Origin of the sequence: Mesorhizobium loti R88b (assembly GCF_013170845.1) — a bacterium.
Classification (GTDB): domain Bacteria; phylum Pseudomonadota; class Alphaproteobacteria; order Rhizobiales; family Rhizobiaceae; genus Mesorhizobium; species Mesorhizobium loti_B.
In genome coordinates, this window is sequence record NZ_CP033367.1 from 5,101,915 (window position 1) to 5,126,855 (window position 24,941).

The following is a 24,941-nucleotide window of genomic DNA, read 5'->3' on the forward strand; positions in this document are numbered from 1 at the left end:
GAATTTTCACAGGGATGGAAGATGCCGACGATCCACGACCTCGATACGCCGTCGATCCTGATCGATGCCGCACGCGCCGAAGCCAACATTGCCCGCGCACAGGCCCATGCCGACAAAAACGGGCTGAAGCTCAGGCCCCACATCAAGACGCACAAGCTGCCCTATTGGGCCAAGAAGCAGGTCGCGGCGGGAGCGGTCGGCATCACTTGCCAGAAGATCGGCGAGGCCGAGGTGATGGCCGACGCCGGGCTGGCCGACATCTTTCTCCCCTACAACATTCTCGGGCGCGCCAAGCTGGAACGGCTGAAAGCGCTGCACGGCCGCGTGACCCTGTCGGTCACGGCGGACAGCATGGACACGCTGGAAGGACTCGCGGCGGCTTTCACCGATGCCGGCCATCCTTTGCCTGTGCTGGTCGAATGCGATACCGGCATGGGCCGCTGCGGCGTGCAGACGGCTGATGAAGCGGTGGCGCTGGCAAGGCTGATCGACAAGGCTGGCGGCCTCACCTTTGGCGGATTGATGACCTATCCGGCGGCCGGCCGCGCCGCCGAGGCCGAAGCCTGGCTTGCCGCGGCCAAGCAGGCGCTGGCCGCTTCGGGGCTTGCCTGCGAGCGCGTCTCGAGCGGCGGCACGCCCGACATGTGGCGCTCCGCCAATGCTTCCGTCGTCACCGAATATCGCCTAGGCACCTACATCTATCTCGATCGCTACCAGGTCGCCAAAGGCGTCGGCACTCTCGACGATTGTGCGCTGACGGTGCTGTCGACCGTGGTCAGCCACCCGACGGCAAGCCGCGCTATTCTCGATGCCGGCAGCAAGGCGCTGTCCAGCGACACGCTCGGGCTAAAGGATTTTGGCGAGTTGCTCGGCACTTCCGACGCAAGGGTCACCGGGCTTAGCGAAGAACATGGCACTGTCACGCTCTCCGGTGACGCGAAGCTGCGTATCGGCGAACGCGTGCGCGTGGTGCCCGACCATTGCTGCGTCGTCACCAATCTCTTCAACGAAGTCAATCTGATCGACGGCGAGACGGTGCTGGAGACGCTGCCCGTGGCGGCGCGGGGGAAAATGGGGTGAGAGAATTTCTTATAGCCTTGGCGGGAAGAAACTCGGCTTTCGTCAGTTAGCCTGCCGTGCCGCCACGCGCCGCATGGCAATCACCCGGCGGCGGCGGATTTCGGTGCGCATTGCCATCAGGTGCAGGGCGAAGAATAGCATCGTGAAGCCGACAGCCATGACTAGAAGCGGCCAAAGCAGGCTGGGGTCGATGGTTGGTCCGCCGAGCCGGAACACCGAGGCCGGCTGGTGCAGCGTGTTCCACCAGTCGACCGAGAATTTGATGATCGGGATGTTGATGAAGCCGACCAGCGTGATGATGGCGGCGGCCCAGGCGGCACGGCTGGCATCGTCGAGCGCGCGGGTCAGCGCGATGATGCCGAGATACATCAGGAACAGCACGAAGACAGAGGTCAGGCGCGCATCCCAGACCCACCAGGTGCCCCACATCGGCTTGCCCCAGATCGAACCGGTGATCAGCGCAAGAGCTGTGAAGACCGCGCCGATGGGGGCTGCCGATTTCAGCGCGACATCGGCCAGCGGATGCCGCCAGACCAATGTGCCAAGGGCCGAGACCGCCATCAGCGTGTAGCACATCATGGCGAGCCAGGCGAAAGGCACGTGGATGTACATGATGCGGACGGTGATGCCTTGCTGGAAATCCTCAGGCGCCGCGAAGCTCATATAGAGGCCTACGGCAAGGATGAGCGCGGCGAGCGCCGCCAGCCACGGCACGAGCCTGTCCGTCAGCCCAACAAAGCGTGTCGGGTTGGCAAGGTCCATCCAGCCGGTCAGGCGTGAAGTCGTGTCGCTCATGCGACTTTACATAGACCGCCGGCGCGATCGGGGCAATCGAGCGGTGGTGTCGCAGGCTGTGGCGCCGCCCCCACCCGGACCCTCGGTCCGACCTCCCCACAAAGGGGAGGTAAAAAGAATGATGATCAGGCGGCCGCGTCCTGTACGGAACGGCTGAGGCGGCGGACTTCCTCGTCGTTGAGCAGGCCACCGGCGCGCAGCAGGCTGGCGAAGCGGCCGTTGCGCAGCGACAGTTCGGCAAAGCCTCCCATTTCAACCACCCTGCCCTTGTCCATGAACACGACCAGATCGGCGTCGCGAACGGTGGTCAGGCGGTGGGCGATGATGAAGGTGGTGCGGTCGCGACGCAGTTCGTCGATCGCTTCCTTGACGCGATCCTCGGTCTCGACGTCGAGCGCGCTGGTCGCCTCGTCGAGCACCAGGATCGGCGCATCCTTCAGCACGGCGCGGGCAATGGCAATGCGCTGGCGCTCGCCGCCCGACAACTGGCCGCCACGTTCGCCGACCACCGTGTCATAGCCATTGCTTTTGGCCAGGATGAAGTCCTGCGCGGCAGCCGCGGTTGCAGCGGCATGGATCTCGTCATTGCTCGCATCGGCGCGGCCGACACGGATGTTGTCCTCGATCGAGCGGTTGAGAAGCCCCGCGTCCTGGAACACCGTAGCGATCGAATGGCGCAGTGACTTGCGGCTTACCGTGCGGGTATCGATGCCGTCGATCAGGATACGGCCGCTGGACGGCGAGAAAACGCGCTGCAGCAGATTGATGAGCGTGGTCTTGCCGGCGCCCGTCGGGCCAACGATGGCAACGGTCTGTCCAGCCTGAACCTCAAAGGAGACGTCACTGACGCCCTGCCCCGAATTGGCGAATTCGAAGCCGACATCCTCAAAACGGACATGGCCGGTGACGTTGGTAAGATCGCGCAGGCCATCCGGCTCGGCGGCGTCGACCGCAGAGTCCTCAAGCTTGTAGAAGTCCTCGAGCTTGGCGCGGGCCTCCGAAATCTGGTTGGCGAAGGCCGACAACTGGTCGAGGCGCGAAATGAGCAGCGTCGCGAATCCGGTGAAGGCAACGACGTCGCCGACGCGCAACTCTCCATGGGTGACGAGATAAGCGCCAATGATCAGCACGACCATCATCGATATGGTCGAGGACAGGCGCTGCAGCGCATTGGCGATCGCCCACCAGTCGAGCACGGGGTTCTGCGCATCGAGCAGGTTCCTGACATAGCGGCGCAGTGTCTCGGCCTCGTGGCCAAGGCGATTGTAGCTCTGAAGTACAGCGACGTTGCTGACCGAGTCGGTCACATGCGCGAACACCTTATGGTAGTGACGCTCCACGGCGGCCTGGCCTGCCTTGGTGCGCTTCATCACCAGGCGGCCGATACCGACATAGAGTACGCCGAGCACCAAGAGCACCATCGACATTCGGAGGTCCATGCTGATAGCCGTCGGGATCAACAGGACCAGTGTAACGGCCGTGGACAAATGCTGGCGCATGAATTCGAGCCACAGGCTGAACAGCGTCTCGACCGCGCGCAGAAGCGTGTGCAAGGCGTTGGACGTTCCGCGCTGATGGTGCCAGGCGAGCGGCATGGTAATCACGCGTTCGAAGGACTCGCAGAGCACTTCCGAGCGGCGGGCATGCGCAAAACGATCGGCGCCGCGCGCCACCAGCACAAAGGCAATGACACTGAAGGCGCCGAGAGCGGCCCAAAGGGCGAGCATTGAAAAAACCGGACCGTGGCTGGAGATGGCGTCGATCACCCGACCGAACAGGATCGACTCAATGATCGCAATCGCAGCCAGCGCGACATTGGCGCCGCAAATCAGCGCGACGCGCTTCTTGTCGGACGCCAGATAGCCAAGCGCTCTCCAATAGATCTGCAGAAGTGACACTTCAGCTACTCCGCCAACTCTCTATTGTGCCCAATACCAGTATTGTGCACCGCACCATTTCTTGACACGTAACGGTAGATGCGTCGCAAAACAATGCCCGTCTATCGCTTCCGTTCCCATTTAGCGAACAAAACATGACGACGATACGAAATCTGACGTGATCACCTAACGGGTTGAGATAAAAGGTGAAATGCCAGCGTTGCGGCAAAATCATGGCAGCAGCCGAGCACTGCCACATTTTTAATCACAACAGGCCGGCGGGACCTGTTGCGCAGGCGCTTGGCGGACGCAGCCACGGACCCCGCGCAAGTAAACAAGACGCGGTGTCGCGCGCCCGGAAGGACGCGCGACCTACAACCTAATGTGTTGATTTTACGCCGGTATCTTGACCACGATCTCGGTCTGGGTACCAGCTTTTGGCTCGAAGGACGCCGACTTTGTTTTCGCACCATCGACTTCAAGCGAGATCGTCTTGGTCTTTTTGTCGCGAATGACGTGAACCTTGATCTCCGCGCCAAGCATCTTGAGCGAGGCTTCGTAGCCATCCCAGTGGCTGGGTAGTTTGGGCCGGAATGTGATCTGCTTCCCGCGCCGTTCGATGCCGAGGATACCCTCGACCGCCGCCCGGTAGAGCCAGCCCGCCGAGCCGGTGTACCAGGTCCAGCCGCCGCGCCCGCCCTTGTCGTCTCCGGCATAGATATCGGCCGCGACCACATAGGGTTCGACTCGATAGTGCTCGGCCGAGGCCTCGTCGGATGCGTGGTTGACCGGGTTCAGCATCGAGAAGCAGCGATAGGCTTCGTCGGTCAGCCCCATTTCGGCCAGCGCTAAGACGAACCATGTCGACGCGTGGGTGTACTGGCCGCCATTCTCGCGCACGCCCGGCGGATAGCTCTTGATGTAGCCGGGGTCCTTGTCGGTTTTTGAGAACGGTGGCGTGAACAGCTTGACGATCTTGAGCTTGTCGTCGACGAGCAGGCTGGTCGCATGCTGCATGGCCGTCGTCGATCGCGCCGGGTCGCCCTCGCCCGACAGCACGCTCCAGGACTGGGCAATGGAATCGATCTTGCACTCTTCGGATGTCCGTGACCCCAAAGGCGTGCCGTCGTCGAAACTGCCGCGCCGGTACCATTCGCCGTCCCATGCCGTGCTCTCAAGCGCCCGCTTGAGCGCCTCGGCATGCTTTGCCCAGGCCTGCGCGTGCTTGGTGTCGCCCTCGCTCCTGGCGACGGCGGCGAAGTCGCCCAGCGTCTTCAGCAGGAACCAGCCCAGCCACACGCTCTCGCCCTTGCCGTGCTCGCCGACACGGTTCATGCCGTCGTTCCAGTCGCCGCCAAGGATCAGCGGCAGGCCGGCAGGGCTGCTGCGCTTGATGGCAAGGTCGAGCGCGCGCGCGCAATGTTCGTAGAGCGACACCGTCTTCTTCGAGATTTCGGGGGTGAAGAAGGCATCGTGCTCGCCCTCGCCCAAAGCCTGCCCGTCGATGAAGGGCAGTTGCTCCTTCAAGATAGCGGCGTCGCCGGTCGCCTGGAGATAGCGCGCCGTGGCGTGGGCCAGCCAGACCACGTCGTCTGAAATCGTGGTGCGCACGCCGGCTCCCGTGCGCGGCAGCCACCAATGCTGCACGTCGCCTTCCGGGAACTGCCGCCGCGCGGCATTGAGGATCTGGTCGCGCGCCAGTGTCGAGTCATGCGCCAGCAGCGCCAGCGTGTCCTGCAGCTGGTCGCGGAAGCCGTACGCACCACTGGCCTGGTAGAAGGCCGAGCGGGCGCGGATGCGGCAGGCAAGGCTCTGATAGGGCAGCCAGTGATTGACCATGGCGTCGAGCCCCTTGTCAGGCGTCTCGACCTGGATGGTGTCGAGGAAACCGCGCCACTCGCGCTCATTGTCGGCCAGGCGCTGGTCGAAATCCTTGCCCCTGTGCGCCTTCACCAGCGCGCTTGCCTGCGCGGCGGAATCGGCGTCGCCGAGCAGCCAGAGCAAGGTGACGTCGCCGCCGGCCGGGATTTCGATGTCGCGGGCGATCGCCGCGCAAGGGTCATCGCCGGCTTCGATGCGACCCGAGAGGGCCGCCCCACTCAGCACCGCCTGCGGCAGCTCGCTGGAGCCATGCCGGCCGAGGAATTCGGAGCGGTCCGATGTCACCGAATGGACGTTCCCATCGGCGGCGAGGAAAGCCACGCGCTCGCTGAAATCGAGCCCGTAGGGGTTTTGCGCCAGCAATGCGCCGGTGGCGGTATCCCGGGACGGGACGATGGTGGCCGCCGTGCGCGACCGATGCCCACCAAGCACCCATTCGGCATAGGCATAGACGCGCAGCCGCGCCGGCACCGAGCCGGAATTCTGGATGCGCAGCCTTGAAATCTTCACCGGATCGATCGGGTCGACGACATGGGTGAGGTCCATCGACAGCGGCCCACGCTTGGCGCGGAAGGTCGAGAAGCCCTGACCATGCCAGGCTTCGTAGGTCATCGAGGGATCGCGCACCACCGCCGCGATGGGCGAGAACGCCTTGCCGCTGGCCTGATCGTAGATATAGAGCCCCTCGCCCGGCCGGTTCGAGACCGGATCGTTCGACCACGGCGTCAACTGGTAGTCGCGGCTGTTGCGGCTCCAGGTGAAGGCAGCCCCTTCGGCCGAGGTGTGGAAGCCGAACGAGGCGTTGGAGACGACATTGATCCAGGGCTGCGGCGTGGTGCGCCGGCCGGCCAGACGCACCACATAGTGGCGCCCGTCGCCGTCGAAACCGCCAAAGCCGTTCCATTGGCTGAGACCAGAGCCATCGGCGCTGACATTCGCCACGGCCTGCGAAGCAAATGCATGCGTCATTGGTGCCGGCGCCGAAATTTCACGCAGCGTCGGCAATCCGGCCGGCACAAGCGCGTCGCGCGCCTGCAGGGCGGCGGCCTCGGCCCGCTCGATCTGATCGAAGATGGTGCCGTTGCGCGTATGCAGCACCACCCGCGCGACCGCGAGCAGCGTCTTGTAGGTGGTCTCCTCCATCAGGTCGCGGCGCACCGCGAAAATATGCTGGCGAGGGCCTAGTTCCTTGCCGCGCAGACGGCTGTTTTCGCAGAGCGTCTCGACCGCACGCTGCAGGTCCTGGACGTAGGACGAGGCCTGCTCATTGACGACGACGAAGTCGATCATCATGCCGCGGGTGCGCATATATTCCTGGAAGCGCAGCGCCTGGGCAACGATCTCCAGATCGGCGACGTCGCCGATCCTGACCAGGAAGATCGGGAAATCACCCGAAATGCTGGTCGGCCACAAGCTCGACTGCTTGCCCAGGCCCGAGGCGATGGATTCGGCCGGCAAACGCAGGAAGGCGTCGGGGTAGATCAGATAGCGCGCCAGTTTCTGCACATTGGCGGCATCGGTCAGGCTGAGGCCCATATGGCGGGTCTGCACCTGGCTGCGCGTCCAGGCAAGCATGGCCTGGCGGGCAAAGCTCTCCTGGTGGTCGAGCCGGCTGATGGCATCTTCGAGCTCGGTGCGGTTGGCCCCGACCACGGTCCAGAAGGTCAGCGATATCTTCTTGTTGGCAGGCACGCGCACCTGGCGGCGCAGCGAGGCGATGGGATCGAGCGTGAAGCCGGAATGACCGCCGAGCCGGGCGCCCGGATCAAAAGCAGCGGCATCGGCGATGGAGCGGCCACGGCCGATGAAGGCGCGCTTGTCGGTCTCGGCCTCGGCATCGCGCGCCGGTCCGGACGGATCGGTGACGAAATGCGCCAAGGTGATATCAGGCTCGCTGGTATCGCGCTTGCGGCGCGTGGCGAAGATCGCGCCGTTGTTGGCGGCGATTTCGGTCTCCACGAACATCTTCGAGAAGGCCGGATGGGCGTTGTCGGAAGCCTCCGTACCCAGCACCAGTTCGGCAAAGGACGTCACCTCGATGTGACGATCGGATGTGCTTTCATTGTAGAGCGTGATGCGACGGCCTTCGCCATTGCCTTCGGAAACGACGATGCATTCGACCTCGGAGCGCAACGTGCCGACCGATTTGACGAAGCTCGCCTTGTCATCGGAGAACAGGGTCTGCACCTTTTCCTCGGCCGCGCGCTTCGGCTCCGCCGTTGCCGACCACCAGTCTCCCGTGCTGACGTCACGCAGGAATATGTAGGAGCCCAGACGGTCCTCGGTGGGATCCGGCTGCCAGCGGGTGACCGACAGATCGCCCCAGCGGCTGTAGCCGGAGCCGGTCGCGGTCACCATCACCGAATAACGGCCGTTCGACATCACGTTGGTTGAACGTAACGCCCGCAGGGGATCAAGCACGATGCGGGTGTCGGGGCTCTCGGTTTCGGTCTCGTCCTTGGCGCGCTCGTCCGCTTCGGTCCGGACGGTCGCGGTCGGGATGTCGCGCGGCGCCCTTTCCTGCAGCAGCAGTTCAGCCGATTCAATGACCGGATCGCTGTGGAAACGGTCGCGCAGGCGACCCTCGAAGATCGCGTCGGCGACCGCCGCGATCGACATGCCCGAATGGTGCGCATAGTAATTCAGCACGACCGCGTGGTTGGTGCCTTCGGGCACGCGCTGCGGCGTGAAATCGACCGCATCGTAATAGCCATGCGGGCCAAGCGCACCAATCTCGCGCAGACGGGCCAGATTCTGCACGGCTTCACGCGGGTTGAACTGCGCGGCCAGGATGGTGGCGTAAGGCGCGATCACCGTGTTCTGGCCAAGGCCGCGCTTCAGCCCAAGCCCGGGCACGCCGAAATTGGTGTACTGATAGGTCAGTTCCCGGTCGCGGGCGTTGTAGGCCGCTTCCGAAATGCCCCACGGCACGTTCTTCTGGCGGCCGTACTGGATCTGGCGCTTGATGATCAGCTTGCTGGTCTGGTTGAGGATGGAGCCCTGCGCCTCTTTCATCACCAGCGGGGGCATCAAATACTCGAACATCGAGCCCGACCAGGACATCAGCGCACCCTGGAAGCCGATCTCGACGATCGGGCGGCCGAGCCGGAACCAGTGCTCGGTCGGCAGGTCGCCCTTGGCGATGGCGAACAGGCTGGTCAGCCGCGCCTCGGAGGCGAGAAGGTCGTAGCAGCTTTCGTCGAGCTGGTGCTCCTCGACCCGGTAACCGATCGACAGCAGCTTACGCTCCGGCCGCATCAGGAAGGAGAACTCCATCTCGAAGGCGAAGCGGCGGGTGCGCTCGCGCAAGGTCAGGAGCTTGGCGCGCAGCGCCTCGACGGCATTATCGTCGCTGTGGGCGTCGTGGACATGCGCCTCGCACGTGGCTTCGAGCCTTGCCGCCCAGTCGACGATGACGTCGCTCTGTGCAGAGGCGGCCTCGGTGTGGATGGCGGTGGCCAGCTTGCGGATCTCGCCCGCCAGCACGGCGAGGTTGATGGTGCGGATCGAGGCCATCTCAGGCTGCGCCTTGATCGTTTCGACGGCGCGCCGCATGCCATCCAGGCGATCAACAAGACGCTGGCGCAAGGGCCGCAACTGGCGGCGATCATCCGGCAGCTCATCCAGGCTTTCGCTGAGGATGGTCACCGTGTCGAGAATGCCTTCGAAGTCGCCCTGGAGGTGCACGGAAGGCGCTTCCGCCCACTCGGCACAGGCAGCCGCCACCGCCACAAGGTGCCCGGCGAGATTGCCGCTGTCGACGGCCGAAATATAGAGCGGGTAAAGCGGCTTCAGCGTCGTGGTGTCATACCAGTTGAAGAGATGGCCGCGGTGGCGCGGCATGCTCTCGATGGTCGTCATGGTGGCGTCGATGCGGGTGATGGCATCGGACAGGCTGATCCAGCCGAAATCGCGCGCCGAGACGACCGACAGCAGGTAGACACCGACGTTGGTGGGCGAGGTGCGCGGTGCCACGACCGGTGCCGGGCTTTCCTGGAAATTGTCCGGCGGCAGATTGTGATGCTCTGCCGTGACGAAGCTTTCGAAATAATGCCAGGTACGCCGCGCCACGGTACGCAATGTATGGATATCGGCCTGCGATATGCGCAGCCGGTCCTCGGTTTCAGCCGAGCGGCTGATCCAGCTGGCGATCGCCGGCGAGCCGATCCAGAACAGGGCGAAGAAGAAGGCGACGAAGGCGCCGGTGGAATCGGCCAGCACCGGAATGGCGAGGCCGACGAAGCCGATGATTACGGCGCCGTACATCATGCCGTAATAGGAGCCGACATCGTTATCGCCGGCCTTGTGCGCTTGCGAGGCGGTTCGCCACTCCAGGAGGTTCTGTCGGCTGACGAACAGCCGGTAGAGCGTCCGCACGATGGCATCGCCCATCATCCAGGCGTTGTGTGCCATCAGCACGATCTTCAGCGCCACCATAGCGGTGCCGAAGGCGACATCGCGCGCCAGCGCAGAGAAATGACCACGCGGCGTCTGGTCGCCGCTCTTGGGCAGGATGGCGTTGACGATGTCGAAGGTCGGCGCCATGAACAGGCTGAGGATCAGCAGGGCCTGCCATTGCGCGGCCTGCGTGAACGGCAGCAAGGTCCAACCGGCGATCGCGGCCATCACCCAGAAGATCGGTGTCAGCGAGCGGCGCAGATTGTCGACCATCTTCCAGCGTGACAGGGCCGGAACGCCGGAGCGCGGATCGAGGATATAGCCCAGAAGCTGCCAGTCGCCGCGTGCCCAGCGGTGGTGACGCGAGGCGTCGACCGAGTAGCGGGTCGGATAGTCCTCGACCAGTTCGACGTCGGTGACCAGCGCTGCGCGCGCCAGCGCGCCTTCGAGCAGATCGTGGCTGAGGATGGTGTTTTCCTCGATCCGACCTTGCAGGGCGGCTTCGAATGCGTCGACATGATAGAGCCCCTTGCCGGTGAAGGAGCCGTCGCTGAACACGTCCTGATAGAGGTCCGACACGGCGAAGACATAGGGATCAAGGCCGCGATTGGCCGAGAACACACGTTGGAAGAACGAGGCCTCGTCGCCGCTGGTAAGCGAAGCGGTGATGCGTGGCTGCAGGATCGTGTAGCCGGCGGTGACGACACGTTTGGTGGCGTCGAAATGCGGGCGGTTAAGCGGATGGCTGAGCTTGCCGACGAGGCTCGCCACGGCATCGCGGGTGGTGCGCGTATCGGCGTCGAGCGTCATCACATAGACGACCTTTTCCGGCAGCGGCACATCGAGCGGCAGGAAGGTGGTGTCACTGTCGCCGCGCAGCAAAAGGTCGAGCTCATGCAGCTTGCCGCGCTTGCGCTCCCAGCCCATCCAGGACCCCTGAGCGGCATTGAACAGCCGGCGACGGTGCAGGATGTAGAATCGCGGCGCGCCTTCCGAGGGATAGCGGGCATTGAGACGGGCGATCTCGGCACGGGCATATCCAAGGATTTCGGTGTCGGCCGCATCGATCTCGATCTTGCTGTCGGGCCAATCCGACAGCAGCGCGAAATGGATCTCGTCTACCAGATTGGCAAGGTAATGCACTTCGAGATTGCGGATGTTTTCCTCGACATCGTCACGCGAGCCGATCAGCGACGGCACAACCACCAGCGTGCGCGCCTCGGGAGGCACGCCGTGCCGATAGTCATAGCCGACCAAGCGCGTCGGCTTGAGGAACAGCGAGACCACGGTGTTGAAGAAGGCGAGCGCGCCCTCGCTTGCCGGCACCGCAAACAGCACCAGCATCAGGACGATCGAGGTTACCGACAGCCCGAGATTGGCCAAGGCGTTGCCGGTGAGAACGAGAAGCAGGGCCGTCAGCGCAAAGACCGGCAGGACGATGCCAAGCCATCCGGTCTTGGCGAAGGCCCGCTTGACCGTCTGGCTGATGGTGGGCCGATAGCCGATCGCCTTTTCCAGCTCCAGACGACGCGAGCCTACAAGATAGAAACCGACATCGGTGTGAGCGGACGCGGTTGGCGCAATCCCCTCTTCAGTGCTGGCCGCCCCTGCCTCACCGGTAGCATGACCGGCCAATTCACTGGCCTTTTCGGCGACACGGTATTCCGACAGGTTCGAGCGGCGCGCCAGTTCCTCGATCGCGGTGCGGTACTGGTCACGCGAGAAGAAGTCGAGGGCGGCGAAATCGGTGCGCTCGCGCAGCACGGTGTCGATGCGGCTGACGCCTTCGAACCACACCGTCCAGTCGACATCGTTGATGACGCGCAGGCCGCGGATGATGTTGCCGGTCGTCACATTGCCGCTGGACAGCGTGTGATGCTCGGAGATGATGATCTCCTCGGCATCGGATCCGGTCTTCTCGAGCTCGCCTTCCAGCCATTCCAGGGCCTTGCCGGCATTCTGCGACCCATCGCGCAAACGATAGAGCAGTTGGGTGGCGAAGGTGGTGTCCTGGGCATGGGCGCCGAAATTGGCCAGGATCACTTGCCGGTCGGCGCTGTCGTCGGTCGCCAGCACCTTGTCGGCCACGTCGTTGGCGATCTGGCGCATCTGGCGGGTGCGGTTGACCCTGACGGCCAGCCGGCGGAGATTTTCGATCAGAACGAAGCGTAGAAGCGATGGCAGCGCCCAGAGTTCACCGATCTTCAGCGGCTCGACAGACTGAAAACCCTGGACGATGGACTTGAACATGGTCGCGGAGACGGAACTGTCGGAATGCGCCACATAGGTCCAGGCCAACGCCAGTGCGCGCGGCACGGTGCCGCCACCGGGCAGTTTCAGCGTCGGCAGCTGGCGATAGAAGCGGCGCGGCAGGTCGCGCTTGACCTGGAAGATGGTCTCCTCGACCAGATAATTGTTGTCGAGCAGCCATTGCGCGGCCGGAGTGATCGTTTCACCCTTGGCCTGCGCGGCGTTGGTCGAACGGTAGACTTCGAGGATCTTCTTGGCGCTGTCGCGGATACGAGCCTGGAAATCGAACGGAGTCAGGCCGAAAAGGTCGGTGAGATCGCCTTTTGCCAGGCTCTCGCCGAGCAGCCGGAGGCGTTCCTCTGGCAGGAATGTCGACCTTATCGGCTCTTCCGTGATGGCCGGGAAGCTCGCGCTGGTCTTTTCGATCTGGGCTGGGTTCGTCTGAATATTCATTGAAAATTCCGTAAGCGGGCACATAGCGGCGTCACCGCCACGGCAATGGCCCTAAAACCGGTTCAAATGCAATTGGTTGCATAATCCCACTTGCCGAAAGTTTGTTTCCGCACCACGACAGGGCGTCATCTCTCGGCAAAAGTTCCAAGACGAGCGCCCCTCTTCCCGTCGAGTTCGATCGGCGGAGAGGATTCGGGCTTTTTCGTGATGCCGGCAAGAGCTTACGCTATATTTCGCCGGCAGCGCGATCATGTTTGGAAACAAGCGGTAACCGTTATCGCGAAGGCGTCAGGCCGCAGCGGATATCCGGATCACGAACAACGTCGCGTCGGGAGCGGGCTCGGCCCGCAAGGCGGGCGCCTCCGGCCCGAGCAGCAGCGTATCGAGCGGCCCGAGGCGAATTGACCCGGCCTCCGGGAAAACGGCTTCGCCCTTGTAACAAAGGATGAGGGTCGAACCGGCCCCGGTCGCGATGTCCTCGGGCCGTGAAATCGCCAGGCGCTCGACCGAATGCAGCATGCGACCTCGGCGGGTCATGACGTTGAGGTCGGTGATCGGGCCGACGATCAGAGCCGCGCTGGTGGGCAGGTCGGCTGGAAAGGCAAAAGGCGCCGAAGCCGGCGTCAGCCGCGCCGACGGCTGGCCGGCGACATCAAGCACGATCCCCTCGCCTTCCAGCACCGACAGCGTGCGGTCGATGCCGGCAAAGCTGGAGAACGGCCCGCTGCCCTCGACGCGAGCCATCGAGACACGCCAGTCGAAATCGTCGAGGCCGGCGCCGTCAGGCGAGACGGCGATTTCGGTCGTCGTGCCGCCGCCGTTCTTCCAAGGCATGACACGGTAGTCGGCGGCACGAAGGATGCGCATGAGGTCAGCCTATCACCCTAAAATGCCGGGCAGGTTGAGCTGGTGCTCCTTGGCGCATTCAATGGCGATGTCATAGCCGGCATCGGCGTGGCGCATGACGCCGGTTGCCGGGTCGTTCCACAGCACGCGCTCCAGGCGCCTTGCGGCGTCCGGCGTGCCATCGGCGACAATGACCATGCCGGCATGCTGCGAAAAACCCATGCCGACGCCGCCACCATGGTGCAGCGACACCCAGGTGGCGCCCGAAGCGGTGTTGAGCAGTGCGTTGAGCAACGGCCAGTCCGACACGGCGTCGGAACCGTCCTTCATTGATTCCGTTTCGCGATTGGGCGAAGCGACCGAGCCGGAATCGAGATGATCGCGGCCGATGACCACCGGCGCCTTGAGTTCGCCTTTGGCGACCATTTCGTTGAAGGCCAGGCCCAGCCGGTGGCGGTCACCGAGACCGACCCAGCAGATGCGCGCCGGCAGCCCCTGGAAGGCGATGCGCTCGCGCGCCATGTCGAGCCAATTGTGCAGGTGGGTGTTGCCGGGGGTGAGTTCGCGCACCTTGGCGTCGGTCTTATAGATGTCTTCGGGATCGCCCGAGAGTGCGGCCCAGCGAAACGGACCAATACCGCGGCAGAACAGCGGACGGATATAGGCCGGCACGAAACCGGGGAAAGCAAAGGCGTTCTCGAAACCTTCATCCTTGGCGACCTGGCGGATATTGTTGCCATAGTCCAGCGTCGGCACGCCGGCGTTCCAGAACGCCACCATCGCCTCGACATGTTCGCGCATCGAAGCGCGAGCTGCCTTTTCGACCGCCTTGGGATCGCTGACGCGCTTCTCGCGCCACTCGGCCATCGTCCAGCCCTTCGGCAGGTAGCCGTTGATGGGGTCGTGGGCCGAGGTCTGGTCGGTGACCATGTCGGGGCGGATGCCGCGCATGAACATTTCGGGTACGATCTCGGCTGCGTTGCCGAGCAGACCGACAGACTTCGCCTCGCCGGCCTTGGTCCAGCGCTCGATCATCTCCATCGCTTCGTCCAGCGTCTCGGCCTTCTCGTCGACATAGCGGGTGCGCAGGCGGAAATCGATCGAGTCCGGATTGCACTCGATGGCCAGGCAGCAGGCGCCGGCCATGACGGCGGCCAGCGGCTGGGCGCCGCCCATGCCGCCGAGGCCGCCGGTCAGGATCCATTTGCCCTTGAGGTTGCCGCCATAGTGCTGGCGGCCGGCCTCGACGAAGGTTTCGTAGGTGCCCTGCACGATGCCTTGCGTACCGATGTATATCCACGAGCCGGCCGTCATCTGGCCGTACATCATCAAGCCCTTCTTATCGAGCTCATTGAATTTATCCCAATTCGCCCAATGTGGCACGAGGTTGGAGTTGGCGATCAGCACGCGCGGCGCATCGGCGTGCGTGCGGAACACGCCGACCGGCTTGCCGGACTGCACCAAAAGTGTCTCGTCCTCACCAAGCGTCTTCAGCGAGGCGACGATGCTGTCGAAATCGTTCCAGGTACGCGCCGCCCGGCCGATGCCGCCGTAGACGACCAGTTCATTGGGGTTTTCGGCAACCTCGGGATCGAGATTGTTCATCAGCATGCGCAGCGGCGCTTCGGTCGTCCAATAGCGGGCATTGAGCTTGTCGCCGCGCGGCGCGCGCACTTCGCGGATGTTGTGGCGAGGATTGTTCATCATTGTCCCTTTCGAATGAGATGCGCGGTGCTGCGAGAGCCTTCGGCGCTGATCCAGGTGACTTGTTCGTGGTCAGGATTGGAGGAATCGATGGTCATGTCGTAGCAAGCCCAGGCATCGGAGGGCGGCCACAGTGAGCAATACTGGTCACCGCGCACGTCCCAACGGCCGATCTGGTGGCTGTCGCCTTTGGCATAGCTGGTCGCGCCACCGTCATCGAAGTCCTGTGACCAGCCATCGCCCTGGACATGGGCACCCCTGAGATCGGCGAGAATTTCCGGACCCTTCATCGCCACCTCGGCGGCGGCTGCGGAAACAATCGCAGCTGAAAGAAGCCCAGCGGCGAGAAGGAATGTCCTGACATGTCCGGCCATTGCGTTCCTCCAAAAAGTGCTGATCAGCCGTGCGCCCAGGCAATCGCGGTTTTCAGAATGGTCTCCAGCGTCGCGCGGATCGGCGCTGCGAAATCGGCGTCGTACGGTACCGGCCAATTGTCCGGCTCACCCTTTTCTTCGGGCTCGCGCATGTATCCGCGGTTGGAGAGCTCCATCTGCAAGGCGTGGACACCTTGTTGCGGTTGGCCAAAATGGCGTGTGATCCAGCCGCCCTTGAAGCGGCCGTTGACGACAGAGGTCTCGCCGGTTTCGGCCATGATCTCGCTGACCATTGCCTGCAGATTCGGATCGGCGCTCTTGCCGTCATTGGTGCCGAGGTTGAACACCGGCAGCGTGCCTTCGAACAGGCGCGGCAGAACCGAACGGATCGAGTGGCAGTCGTAGAGGACGATCTTGTCATGCAGGCCACGCAGCCGGCCGATCTCGGCCTGCAAGGCGGCATGGTAAGGCACGAAGAATTTTTCGCGGCGTTCGTCAACTTCCGACGGCCCGGGTTCTTCGCCCTCGCGGTAGAGCGGATCGCCATCAAAGGTCTCGGTCGGGCACAGGCCGGTCGTCGCCTGGCCGGGATAGAGCGAGGCGCCCGAGGGATCGCGGTTGACGTCGATGACGGTGCGCGAGATCGCGGTGTGGACGACGGTGGCGCCGAGGCTGCCGGCGAAGTCATAGAGATTGTCGATCCACCAGTCGCAATCGCGGCGGCCGAGCCAGGGCGAGACCAGCCGGTTTTCGAGACCGGCAAGGTCGATGCCGGTGTGCGGGATCGACACCAGCAGGGGTGCTGTGCCTTGGCTAACAGTGAGCCAGGGTGTGGCGGCCATCACGCCGCTCCCGAAATCGAGGGCAGCGCCACCGCGCCGGCCGCCTTGATGGTCGCGCCACTGCGCACCATGGCGATGGCTTTTTCCATATCGGGGTGGAAATGCCGGTCATTGTCGAGATGCGGCACTTCGGCCCGGACCAGCTTGCGCACGGCCTCCAGCGCGTTGCTTGATGCCAGCGGTTGATGGAAATCACAGCCCTGCGCCGCAGCCAGCAATTCGATGCCGATCACAGCCGTGGCATTCTCGACCATGCCGATCAGCCGGCGCGCACCGTGCGCGGCCATCGAGACATGGTCTTCCTGGTTGGCAGAGGTCGGGATCGAATCGACTGATGCCGGATAGGCCTTCTGCTTGTTTTCCGAAACAAGGGCGGCCGCCGTCACCTGCGGGATCATGAAGCCGGAATTCAGCCCGGGCTTCGGCGTCAGGAAGGCCGGCATGCCCGACAGCGCCGGGTCGACCAGCATGGCGATGCGGCGCTCCGACAACGAACCGATCTCGCAGACCGCGAGCGCGATCATGTCGGCGGCGAAGGCCACCGGCTCGGCGTGGAAATTGCCGCCGGACAGTGCCGTGTCGTCCTCGGCGAAGATCAGCGGGTTGTCGGTGACGCCATTGGCCTCGGTGCCGAGAGTATCGGCCGCCTGGCGCAGCAAGGTGAGCGCCGCGCCCATCACCTGCGGCTGGCAGCGCAGGCAGTACGGGTCCTGCACGCGCTCGTCGCCGACGCGGTGCGACTCGCGGATAGCGCTACCGGCCATCAGATTGCGCAGCGCGTCCGCAGTCTCGATCTGGCCGCGATGCTTTCTCAACACATGAATGCGCGGATCGAACGGCGCGTCGGAGCCCTTTGCAGCGTCGGTCGACAGCGCGCCGGCAACCAGAGCCGATTGGTAAAGCACTTCGGCCTCGAACAAAGCGGCCAGTGCATAGGCGGTCGAGAACTGCGTTCCGTTGAGCAGCGCCAGGCCTTCCTTGGCACCCAATGTCACCGGCTCGAGGCCATGCGAAACGAACGCGACCTTGGCCGGGAAGCGGCCATGTGGCGTAAAGCACTCGCCGACGCCAATCATCACCGCCGTCATGTGCGACAGCGGGGCAAGGTCGCCGGAAGCGCCAACGGAGCCCTGCGCCGGCACCACGGGGATGACGTCGTTGGCGAGCATCGCTTCCAGCAATTCGATGGTTTGCGAGCGCACACCGGAGGCGCCCTGCGCCAGGCTGGCAAGTTTCAGCGCCATCATCAGGCGGGCGATGGCAACCGGCATCGGCTCGCCGACGCCGGCGGCATGCGACAGCACGATGTTGCGCTGCAAGGTCTCGAGATCCTCGGCCGGGATGCGCACGCTGGCGAGTTTGCCGAAACCGGTGTTGATGCCGTAGACCGGCTCGCCCTTGGCGACGATCCTGGCGACAGCCTCGGCGCTCGCCTTGATTTTTGGACGGCAGGCATCATCGAGTTTCGGCACGGCGCCACGATAGATGGCGCGCCAGTCGGCCAGCGTCGCATTGCCGGGCTTCAGGGTCAGTTCGGTCATTGTCCTCTCCAGATGCGGGCATGGAGCGGGTTGAAGCCCATGCGGTAAACGAGTTCGGCGGGACGCTCGATGTCCCAGATCGCCAAGTCGGCGGATTTGCCGGCTTCCAGTGTGCCGGCCTTGTCGAGAAGGCCAAGCGCACGCGCGGCCTCGCGGGTGACGCCGGCGAGGCATTCATCGACGGTCAAGCCAAAGAGCGTCGCGGCCATATTCATGGTGAGCAACAGCGAGGTGAGCGGCGAAGTGCCGGGATTGCTGTCCGTCGCCACCGCCATCTTCACACCATGGCGGCGGAACAAGTCGACAGGCGGCTTCTTGGTTTCGCGAATGAAGTAGTAGGCGCCGGGCAGGATGGTCGCCACCGTGCCGGCCTTTGCCATGGCGGCAGCGCCCGCCTCGTCCGTATATTCGAGATGGTCGGCGGACAGCGCGCCATAGCTGGCGGCAAGCGCGGCCCCGTGCAGGTTGGACAGCTGGTCGGCGTGAAGCTTGACCGGCAGGCCCAAGGCCCTGGCGGCATCGAAAACGCGCGCCATCTGCTCCGGCGAGAACGCTATGCCTTCACAAAAACCGTCGACCGCATCCGCCAGTCCTTCGGCGGCAACCGCCGGAACAATCTGCTTGGCGACCAGATCGATAAAAGCGTCCTTGTCACCCTTCGCTTCGGGCGGCAGCGCGTGTGCGGCGAGGCACGTGGTGCGAACGGTCACGGGACGCTCATTGGCCAGCCGGCGGGCGGCACGCAGCGACTTCTTCTCATTGTCGAGATCGAGGCCATAGCCCGATTTGACTTCAACCGTCGTGACACCCTCGGCCATCAGCGCGTCGAGGCGCGGCAGTGTCTGGGCAACGAGTTCATCCTCGTTTGCCGCGCGCAAGGACTTGACCGAGGACACAATCCCGCCACCCGCCCTGGCGACTTCCTCATAGGTAGCGCCGGCCAGCCGCATCTCGAATTCGTTGGCGCGGTTGCCGGCATAGACAAGATGCGTGTGGCAGTCGATCAGGCCGGGCGTGATCCAGCGGCCCTCGCAATCGACGGTCTCGGCGCCCTGCCCTGCCGAAGCCGGCATGTCCGCTTCGGCGCCGGCATAGACGATAAGCCCGTCGCGGGCAGCAACGGCGCCCTTCTCGACGACGCCGAGGCCGGCCGCGCCGTCGGCCATGGTGGCCAGCCGCGCATTGCGCCACAGGCGAAGGCCGCTCTTTCCGTTTGCTCCAACCATCATCTTTTCCATTTGAAAGGATGACGATTATGTATATACATATCGAAACGCGACGCAAGTGGTATCGTCGCTCAAGCATGCAGATTTGGAGACGCATATGACGGCGATCTTTGCGGAACAGGCGCTGCTGCCCGAAGGCTGGCAAGGCAATGTCAGGATCGCGCTCGACGGAGGCCGCATCGCCACCGTCGAAGCGGGCGCAGCTCCGCAGGCCGATGATGAACGCCATACGATACTGCTCCCCGGCATGCCCAATCTGCACAGCCACGCCTTCCAGCGCGGCATGGCCGGGCTTGCCGAACTTCGCGGCCCTTCCGCCGACAGTTTCTGGAGCTGGCGCGAAGTGATGTATCGTTTCGCGCTGTCGATGACGCCCGACCAGGTCGAGGCGGTGGCCGCACAGCTCTATGTCGAGATGCTGGAAGCCGGCTTCTCACGCGTCGGCGAATTCCACTATCTGCATCACGACCGTGACGGGAAACCCTACGCCAACCCTGCCGAGATGGCCGAGCGCATCGCGGCGGCGGCCGGCGAAACCGGCATCGGCCTGACACTGCTGCCGGTGTTTTACGCACATTCCTCCTTCGGCGGCGCCGCGCCAAACGAAGGCCAACGTCGATTCATCAACGATGTGAATCGGTTCTCCCGGCTTGTTGAGAAGAGCCGCGAATCGGTTCGTGCGTTGAATCAAGCCGTCGTCGGTGTCGCGCCGCACAGTTTGCGCGCAGTGACGCCGGAGGAACTGACCCAGGTCGCTGCTTTGGCGCCACACGGCCCAGTTCACATCCACGTCGCCGAACAGGTGAAGGAAGTCGAGGACTGCCTCGCCTGGTCCGGCGCGCGTCCGGTCGAATTCCTGCTGGCCAACGCCGAGCTCGACCAGCGCTGGTGCCTGATCCACGCGACCCATATGACCGATGCGGAAACCATCGGCATGGCCAGGAGCGGCGCCATTGCCGGCCTTTGTCCGATCACCGAGGCCAATCTCGGCGACGGCACGTTTGCCGCGCCGTTGTTCGGCGAGCATGGCGGCCGCTTCGGCGTCGGCTCCGATTCCAACGTGCTGATCGGCCTGCCTGACGAACTGCGCCAGCTCGAATATTCGCAACGCCTCGCCCACCGCGCCCGCAATGTACTGGCGGTAGCCGGTGGCTCGACCGGGCGTGCACTGTTCGATGCGGCACTCGACGGCGGCAGTGTCGCGCTCGGCGCCGGCGCCGCGCGGATTGCCGTCGGTGCGGCCGCCGATCTCGTCTCGCTCGACGCCAAGACCCCCTCGCTGGCCGGCAAGACCGGCGACGCGATCCTCGACGCCTGGATCTTCGCCAATGGCAGCAAGGTGGACTGCGTCTGGGTGCATGGGCAAAAGCAGGTCTACGGCGGCCGGCATGCCAGGCGCGACGCTATCGGCGAGCGGTTTCGCAGTGTGATGATGGCGCTGTCGGCATGAGCACGGCCGAGACGGCGGATGTGGAGGGTGGCGGTTCGCTGCACCAGCGCATCCTGTCCGATATCAGCGAGAGGATCCTCTCCGGTGCCTGGGCACCCGGCCATCGCATCCCGTTCGAGCACGAACTGACGACCGAGTATAATTGCTCGCGCATGACGGTGAACAAGGCCCTGTCCCAGCTGGCCAAGGCCGGGCTGATCGAACGCCGCCGCCGCTCTGGCAGCTTCGTGCGCCAGCCACAATCGCAGGCAGCGGTGCTGGAACTTCACGACATCAGGATCGAGGTCGAAGCGCTTGGCCTACCCTATCGCTACGAGCGGCTGGAGCGCCTGAAGCGGCGCAGCAACGCGGACGACAGAGCGCTGCTCGGCCTGTCCGCCGCGGGGTCATTGCTATGGGTCGAGGGCCTGCATTTTGCCGGCGAACGGCCATTCGCACTCGAGCAGCGCCTGATCAATCTCTCGGCGGTTCCGGAAGCCGACGACGAAGAGTTCAGGGAAATCGCCGCCGGCCCCTGGCTGATCGGCCGCGTGCCGTGGAGCGAGGCCGAACATCGCATCCGTGCCATGGCCGCCGATGAGGCCGTTGCCGACGCGCTCGACATCGATCCCGGCGCGCCCTGTTTGGTGGTCGAGCGGCGGACATGGAGTGCCGAGCATCCGGTCACCCATGTACGGTTTGTCTATCCGGCGGAAAGCCACACGCTGGTGGCAAGGTTCACGCCGTCGCAGGGGTGAGGCGTGTCCAGCCGAAGACTGGCGAAAAGCCAACGATTTGGCTTTTCGAACGCCGAACGCCCAGAGCCATAGCGGAGGGCAGTGGCGCTGGGCTGGGTCCCAGCGTTCGCTGGCCTTTCGGCCGCTCACCCCCACAAGGGGGAGGTAGAAGGCCGCCGCTTAAATCGCCGCCGTGATAATAATCTCGACCAGATATTCCGGACCAGCCAACTTGGCTTCGCCTGTGGCGCGGGCCGGCGTGTTGCCCTGCGGCACCCACTTATCCCATTCCGAATTCATCTCGGCGAAGGTGCCCATATCGGCCAGCCAGATGATCGCCTGAACGATCTTGGTCTTGTCGGTGCCGGCCTTGGCCAGCAATTCGTCGATGGTCGCCAGGATATCACGGGTCTGCGAGGCGACGTTGCCGCTGGGCTCGCCGACCTGGCCGGCCAGATAGACGGTGTTGCCGTGGATGACGATCTGGCTCATGCGCGGGCCAACATCGATGCGACGAATGCTCATGGGAGTTTCCTTCGTTTTGAGAGGTCGCGCCTGTTTAGAGTTGGCGTGGGCTTCGGGCAAGGCCGCCGGGGCCAAATCTCCTTGGACCAGTGAGAGACGAGATTCACGGCAAGTTGAGCCGCCGGTCGCAATTCCGCCCGATTGGCTTGTTGACTAATGTAATAACATCACATATCCAATCGACCCCTGCCCGCGGCCGGATTTCGCTGCCCCACGGAACGACATGACCCAGACCTGCCTGACATTCCGTGACCTGACGCTGGGCTACAGCAGCCACCCAGCGATCCATCACCTCGACGGCACGATCCGCAAGGGTTCGCTGACGGCCGTGGTCGGTGCCAACGGCTCCGGCAAATCGACACTGATGAAGGGTATCGTCGGCGTGCTGAAGCCGATGGCCGGCGAGGTTGTTCGCGCCCCGGGCGTACGAGCAGCCTATCTTCCGCAGCAATCGGAGCTCGACCGCTCCTTCCCGGCGCGCGTCGTCGATCTGGTTTCGCTTGGCCTCTGGCCAAAGCGCGGCATGCTTGGCCGCTACACATCAGAGGATCGCACGGCGGTCAGCCAGGCGCTGATGGCGGTCGGCCTCGGCGGCTTCGAGAAGCGACCGATCGACACGCTGTCGGGCGGCCAGCTGCAACGCACGCTGTTTGCCCGCGTGCTGTTGCAGGATGCCGACCTCATCCTGCTCGACGAGCCGTTCAATGCCGTCGATGCCAAGACGGTCGGCGACCTCATCGCCCTGATCAAGCGCTGGCATGGCGAGGAACGCACCATCATGGTCGTCGTCCACGACCTCGATCTCGTGCGCCAGAATTTTCCGGAGACGTTGCTCCTAGCCCGCCAGCCGATCGCCTGGGGCGAAACCGGGGAAACGCTGAAGCCGGAGAACCTTTTGCGCGCGCGCCGCTTCCATGAAGCCTGGGAGGAAAACGCTCCTTGGTGCGAACCGGATGAGCACGCTCATGATCATGCTGATGGGCACGATCACAGCCACACTCATGACCATCATCACGGCGCCGGCCCGAGGGCCGCCTGATGGACTGGGTCTACGGCCTTTTCATCGCACCCTTTGCCGATTTCGGCTTCATGCAGCGGGCCCTGTTCGGCTCGCTGATGCTGTCGCTCGGCGCTTGCCCGATCGGCGTCTTCCTGATGCTGCGGCGCATGAGCCTGTCGGGCGACGCCATGGCGCATGCCATCCTGCCAGGGGCGGCTGCCGGCTTCCTGTTCTACGGGCTGGAAATCCTGCCGATGACCATTGGCGGCCTGATTGCCGGCGTCATCGTGGCGCTTGGCGCTGGGGCTGTCTCGCGCTTCACCATTCAGCGCGAGGATGCCTCGATGGCGGCCTTCTACCTGATCTCGCTCGCCATCGGCGTGCTGATGGTGTCGATCCGCGGCTCCAGCGTCGATCTCATGCATGTGCTGTTCGGCACCGTGCTGGCGCTCAACAACGAGGCACTGATCCTGATCGGCGGCATTGTCGCGATAACGCTGGTCAGCCTCGCCATCTTCTGGCGGGCGCTGGTCGCCGAATGCCTCGATCCGCTGTTCCTGCGCTCGGTCAGCAAGATGGGCAGCCCGGTGCATTTCATCTTCCTTGGCCTTGTCGTGCTCAACCTCGTCGGCGGCTTCCAGGCGCTCGGCACTTTGCTGTCCGTCGGTTTGATGATGCTGCCGGCAGCAGCAGCCCGCTTCTGGACCGCACGCGTCGAGCCGATGTGCGTGCTCGCCGTACTGATCGGTTTCGCTTCCTGCATCGCCGGGCTGCTGTTGTCCTATCACGCCTCGCTGCCGTCTGGCCCGGCTATCATCCTGTCGGCCGGCGTCGTCTATTTCGCCTCGATCCTGCTTGGCACGCGCGGGATTCTGCGCGCCCGCATCATCCATCACCGTCACAGAACGGCCTGACCCCCCGCCCCTCGAAAGGAGCCCCTACCCATGCTGAAATCCATCCGTGCTGCTCTGGCGATGAGCGTTATAACATTAACCGCCTTTGGTGCGTCCTCGGCCTTTGCCGCGCCGTTGAAAGTGGTCGCCAGTTTCACGGTCATTGCGGATTTCGCCAGGAATGTCGGTGGCGACCGCATCGATCTGACCACCATCGTCGGGCCGGATGGCGATGCCCATGTCTATGAGCCGAGCCCGGCCGACGCGGTCGCCATGGCCAAGGCCGATATCGTTCTGGTCAACGGACTGCACTTTGAGGGTTTCCTGCAGCGGTTGGTCGACGCCAGCGCCACCAAGGCCTCGATCATCACCTTGACCAAGGGCGTGACGCCGATCGACTTCAAGCCTGAATTCGCCGACGCCGACGCGGCCGAAGGTGCCGGCACCGGCGGCGGCAAAACGGTCACCGACCCGCACGCCTTCCAGTCGATCGCCAATGCCAAGATCTATGTGAAGAACATCGCCGAGGCCTTCTGCGCGGCCGACACCGATGGCTGCGTCGGCTACCAGACCAATGCAGCCGCCTACACCAAGAAGCTCGATGCACTGGAAGGCGAAGTGAAGGCGGCGATCCAGTCGATCCCCGAGGCGAAGCGCGTCGTCATCACCTCGCATGATGCGTTTGGCTATTTCGAACACGAATACGGCCTGACCTTCCTTGCCCCGCAAGGCATTTCGACCGATTCTGAACCGTCGGCCGCCGATGTCGCCAGGCTGGTTAGCCAAGTGAAGCAGGACAAGGCGTCGGCGATCTTCGTCGAGAACATCACCAACCCGCGCCTGATCGAACAGATCGCCAGCGAGACCGGCATCAAGGTGGGCGGCACGCTCTATTCGGATGCGCTGTCGCAGCCCGATGGCCCCGGCTCGACCTATATCGACATGATGCACAACAACACCCGTCAGATCAAAGGCGCGATCCTCGGCAGCTGATGGTATCATTCTATCCGGTCGGCCCAAGACAAGCCCGGCCGGATTTTAGCTGACGGGTGTTGCCGGTTCCGCTGGAGAGTGGCAAGACTTCTCGCCA

The 24,941-nt window shown here is 64.0% G+C and carries 16 protein-coding genes; 6 read left to right on the forward strand and 10 right to left on the reverse strand.

Annotation, left to right across the window (positions count from 1 at the left end):
• Positions 1-21: 21 nt before the first annotated feature.
• On the forward strand, positions 22-1,080 hold the full coding sequence (locus EB235_RS25040; protein ID WP_027034717.1) for a D-TA family PLP-dependent enzyme: 1,059 nt from the start codon (positions 22-24) through the stop codon (positions 1,078-1,080).
• A gap of 42 nt (positions 1,081-1,122) precedes the next feature.
• Here EB235_RS25040 and EB235_RS25045 read toward each other — a convergent pair whose 3' ends face one another.
• From EB235_RS25045 to hutI, 9 genes are all read right to left on the reverse strand, one after another.
• The gene (locus tag EB235_RS25045; protein ID WP_027034716.1) at positions 1,123-1,875 is read right to left on the reverse strand and encodes a heme ABC transporter permease; all 753 of its coding nucleotides are present in this window, start codon (positions 1,873-1,875) and stop codon (positions 1,123-1,125) included.
• Between the two features lie 125 nt (positions 1,876-2,000).
• A complete protein-coding gene (locus EB235_RS25050) occupies positions 2,001-3,773 on the reverse strand; it encodes a glucan ABC transporter ATP-binding protein/ permease (RefSeq protein ID WP_027034715.1) in 1,773 nt (590 codons plus the stop codon).
• Between the two features lie 372 nt (positions 3,774-4,145).
• The gene (locus EB235_RS25055; RefSeq protein ID WP_027034714.1) at positions 4,146-12,734 is read right to left on the reverse strand and encodes a GH36-type glycosyl hydrolase domain-containing protein; all 8,589 of its coding nucleotides are present in this window, start codon (positions 12,732-12,734) and stop codon (positions 4,146-4,148) included.
• 288 nt (positions 12,735-13,022) lie between these two features.
• Positions 13,023-13,601, reverse strand: coding sequence for a HutD/Ves family protein (locus EB235_RS25060; RefSeq protein ID WP_027034713.1), 579 nt, complete (start codon positions 13,599-13,601; stop codon positions 13,023-13,025).
• A 12-nt stretch (positions 13,602-13,613) separates the two neighbouring features.
• Positions 13,614-15,284 (reverse strand): urocanate hydratase, encoded by a 1,671-nt coding sequence (gene hutU, locus EB235_RS25065; protein ID WP_027034712.1) that lies wholly within the window; start codon positions 15,282-15,284, stop codon positions 13,614-13,616.
• Positions 15,284-15,658, reverse strand: a complete 375-nt coding sequence (locus EB235_RS25070) for a hypothetical protein (RefSeq protein ID WP_032926145.1) — start codon at positions 15,656-15,658, stop codon at positions 15,284-15,286. The genes hutU and EB235_RS25070 overlap by 1 nt, the downstream gene beginning before the upstream one ends.
• Before the next feature lie 23 nt (positions 15,659-15,681).
• The gene (hutG, locus tag EB235_RS25075) at positions 15,682-16,500 is read right to left on the reverse strand and encodes an N-formylglutamate deformylase (protein ID WP_032926143.1); all 819 of its coding nucleotides are present in this window, start codon (positions 16,498-16,500) and stop codon (positions 15,682-15,684) included.
• Positions 16,500-18,041: a histidine ammonia-lyase gene (gene hutH / locus EB235_RS25080; protein WP_027034710.1), complete on the reverse strand. Its 1,542-nt coding sequence runs from the start codon at positions 18,039-18,041 to the stop codon at positions 16,500-16,502. Before hutH ends, hutG begins: the two co-directional genes overlap by 1 nt.
• A complete protein-coding gene (gene hutI, locus EB235_RS25085) occupies positions 18,038-19,267 on the reverse strand; it encodes an imidazolonepropionase (RefSeq protein WP_167334912.1) in 1,230 nt (409 codons plus the stop codon). Before hutI ends, hutH begins: the two co-directional genes overlap by 4 nt.
• A 97-nt stretch (positions 19,268-19,364) precedes the next feature.
• Between hutI and EB235_RS25090 the strand changes: the two genes are divergently transcribed.
• Together EB235_RS25090 and hutC are read left to right on the forward strand one after the other, a co-directional pair.
• Complete coding sequence (locus tag EB235_RS25090) at positions 19,365-20,717, forward strand: formimidoylglutamate deiminase (protein ID WP_027034708.1); 1,353 nt, start codon at positions 19,365-19,367, stop codon at positions 20,715-20,717.
• Positions 20,714-21,454 (forward strand): histidine utilization repressor, encoded by a 741-nt coding sequence (hutC, locus tag EB235_RS25095; protein ID WP_027034707.1) that lies wholly within the window; start codon positions 20,714-20,716, stop codon positions 21,452-21,454. Before EB235_RS25090 ends, hutC begins: the two co-directional genes overlap by 4 nt.
• Before the next feature lie 159 nt (positions 21,455-21,613).
• Here the strand turns inward: hutC and EB235_RS25100 are convergent, their stop codons facing one another.
• Entirely contained in the window at positions 21,614-21,958 is a 345-nt protein-coding gene (locus tag EB235_RS25100) for a RidA family protein (RefSeq protein WP_027034706.1), read from the reverse strand.
• A 223-nt stretch (positions 21,959-22,181) separates the two neighbouring features.
• Between EB235_RS25100 and aztA the strand changes: the two genes are divergently transcribed.
• Genes aztA through aztC form a run of 3 tightly spaced genes read left to right on the forward strand, consistent with a single transcriptional unit; the run spans position 22,182 to position 24,844 of the window.
• A complete protein-coding gene (gene aztA / locus EB235_RS25105; RefSeq protein ID WP_027034705.1) occupies positions 22,182-22,997 on the forward strand; it encodes a zinc ABC transporter ATP-binding protein AztA in 816 nt (271 codons plus the stop codon).
• Positions 22,997-23,872 (forward strand): zinc ABC transporter permease AztB, encoded by an 876-nt coding sequence (gene aztB / locus EB235_RS25110; protein WP_027034704.1) that lies wholly within the window; start codon positions 22,997-22,999, stop codon positions 23,870-23,872. Before aztA ends, aztB begins: the two co-directional genes overlap by 1 nt.
• 30 nt (positions 23,873-23,902) lie before the next feature.
• Positions 23,903-24,844, forward strand: coding sequence for a zinc ABC transporter substrate-binding protein AztC (gene aztC / locus EB235_RS25115; protein WP_027034703.1), 942 nt, complete (start codon positions 23,903-23,905; stop codon positions 24,842-24,844).
• Positions 24,845-24,941: the final 97 nt, after the last annotated feature.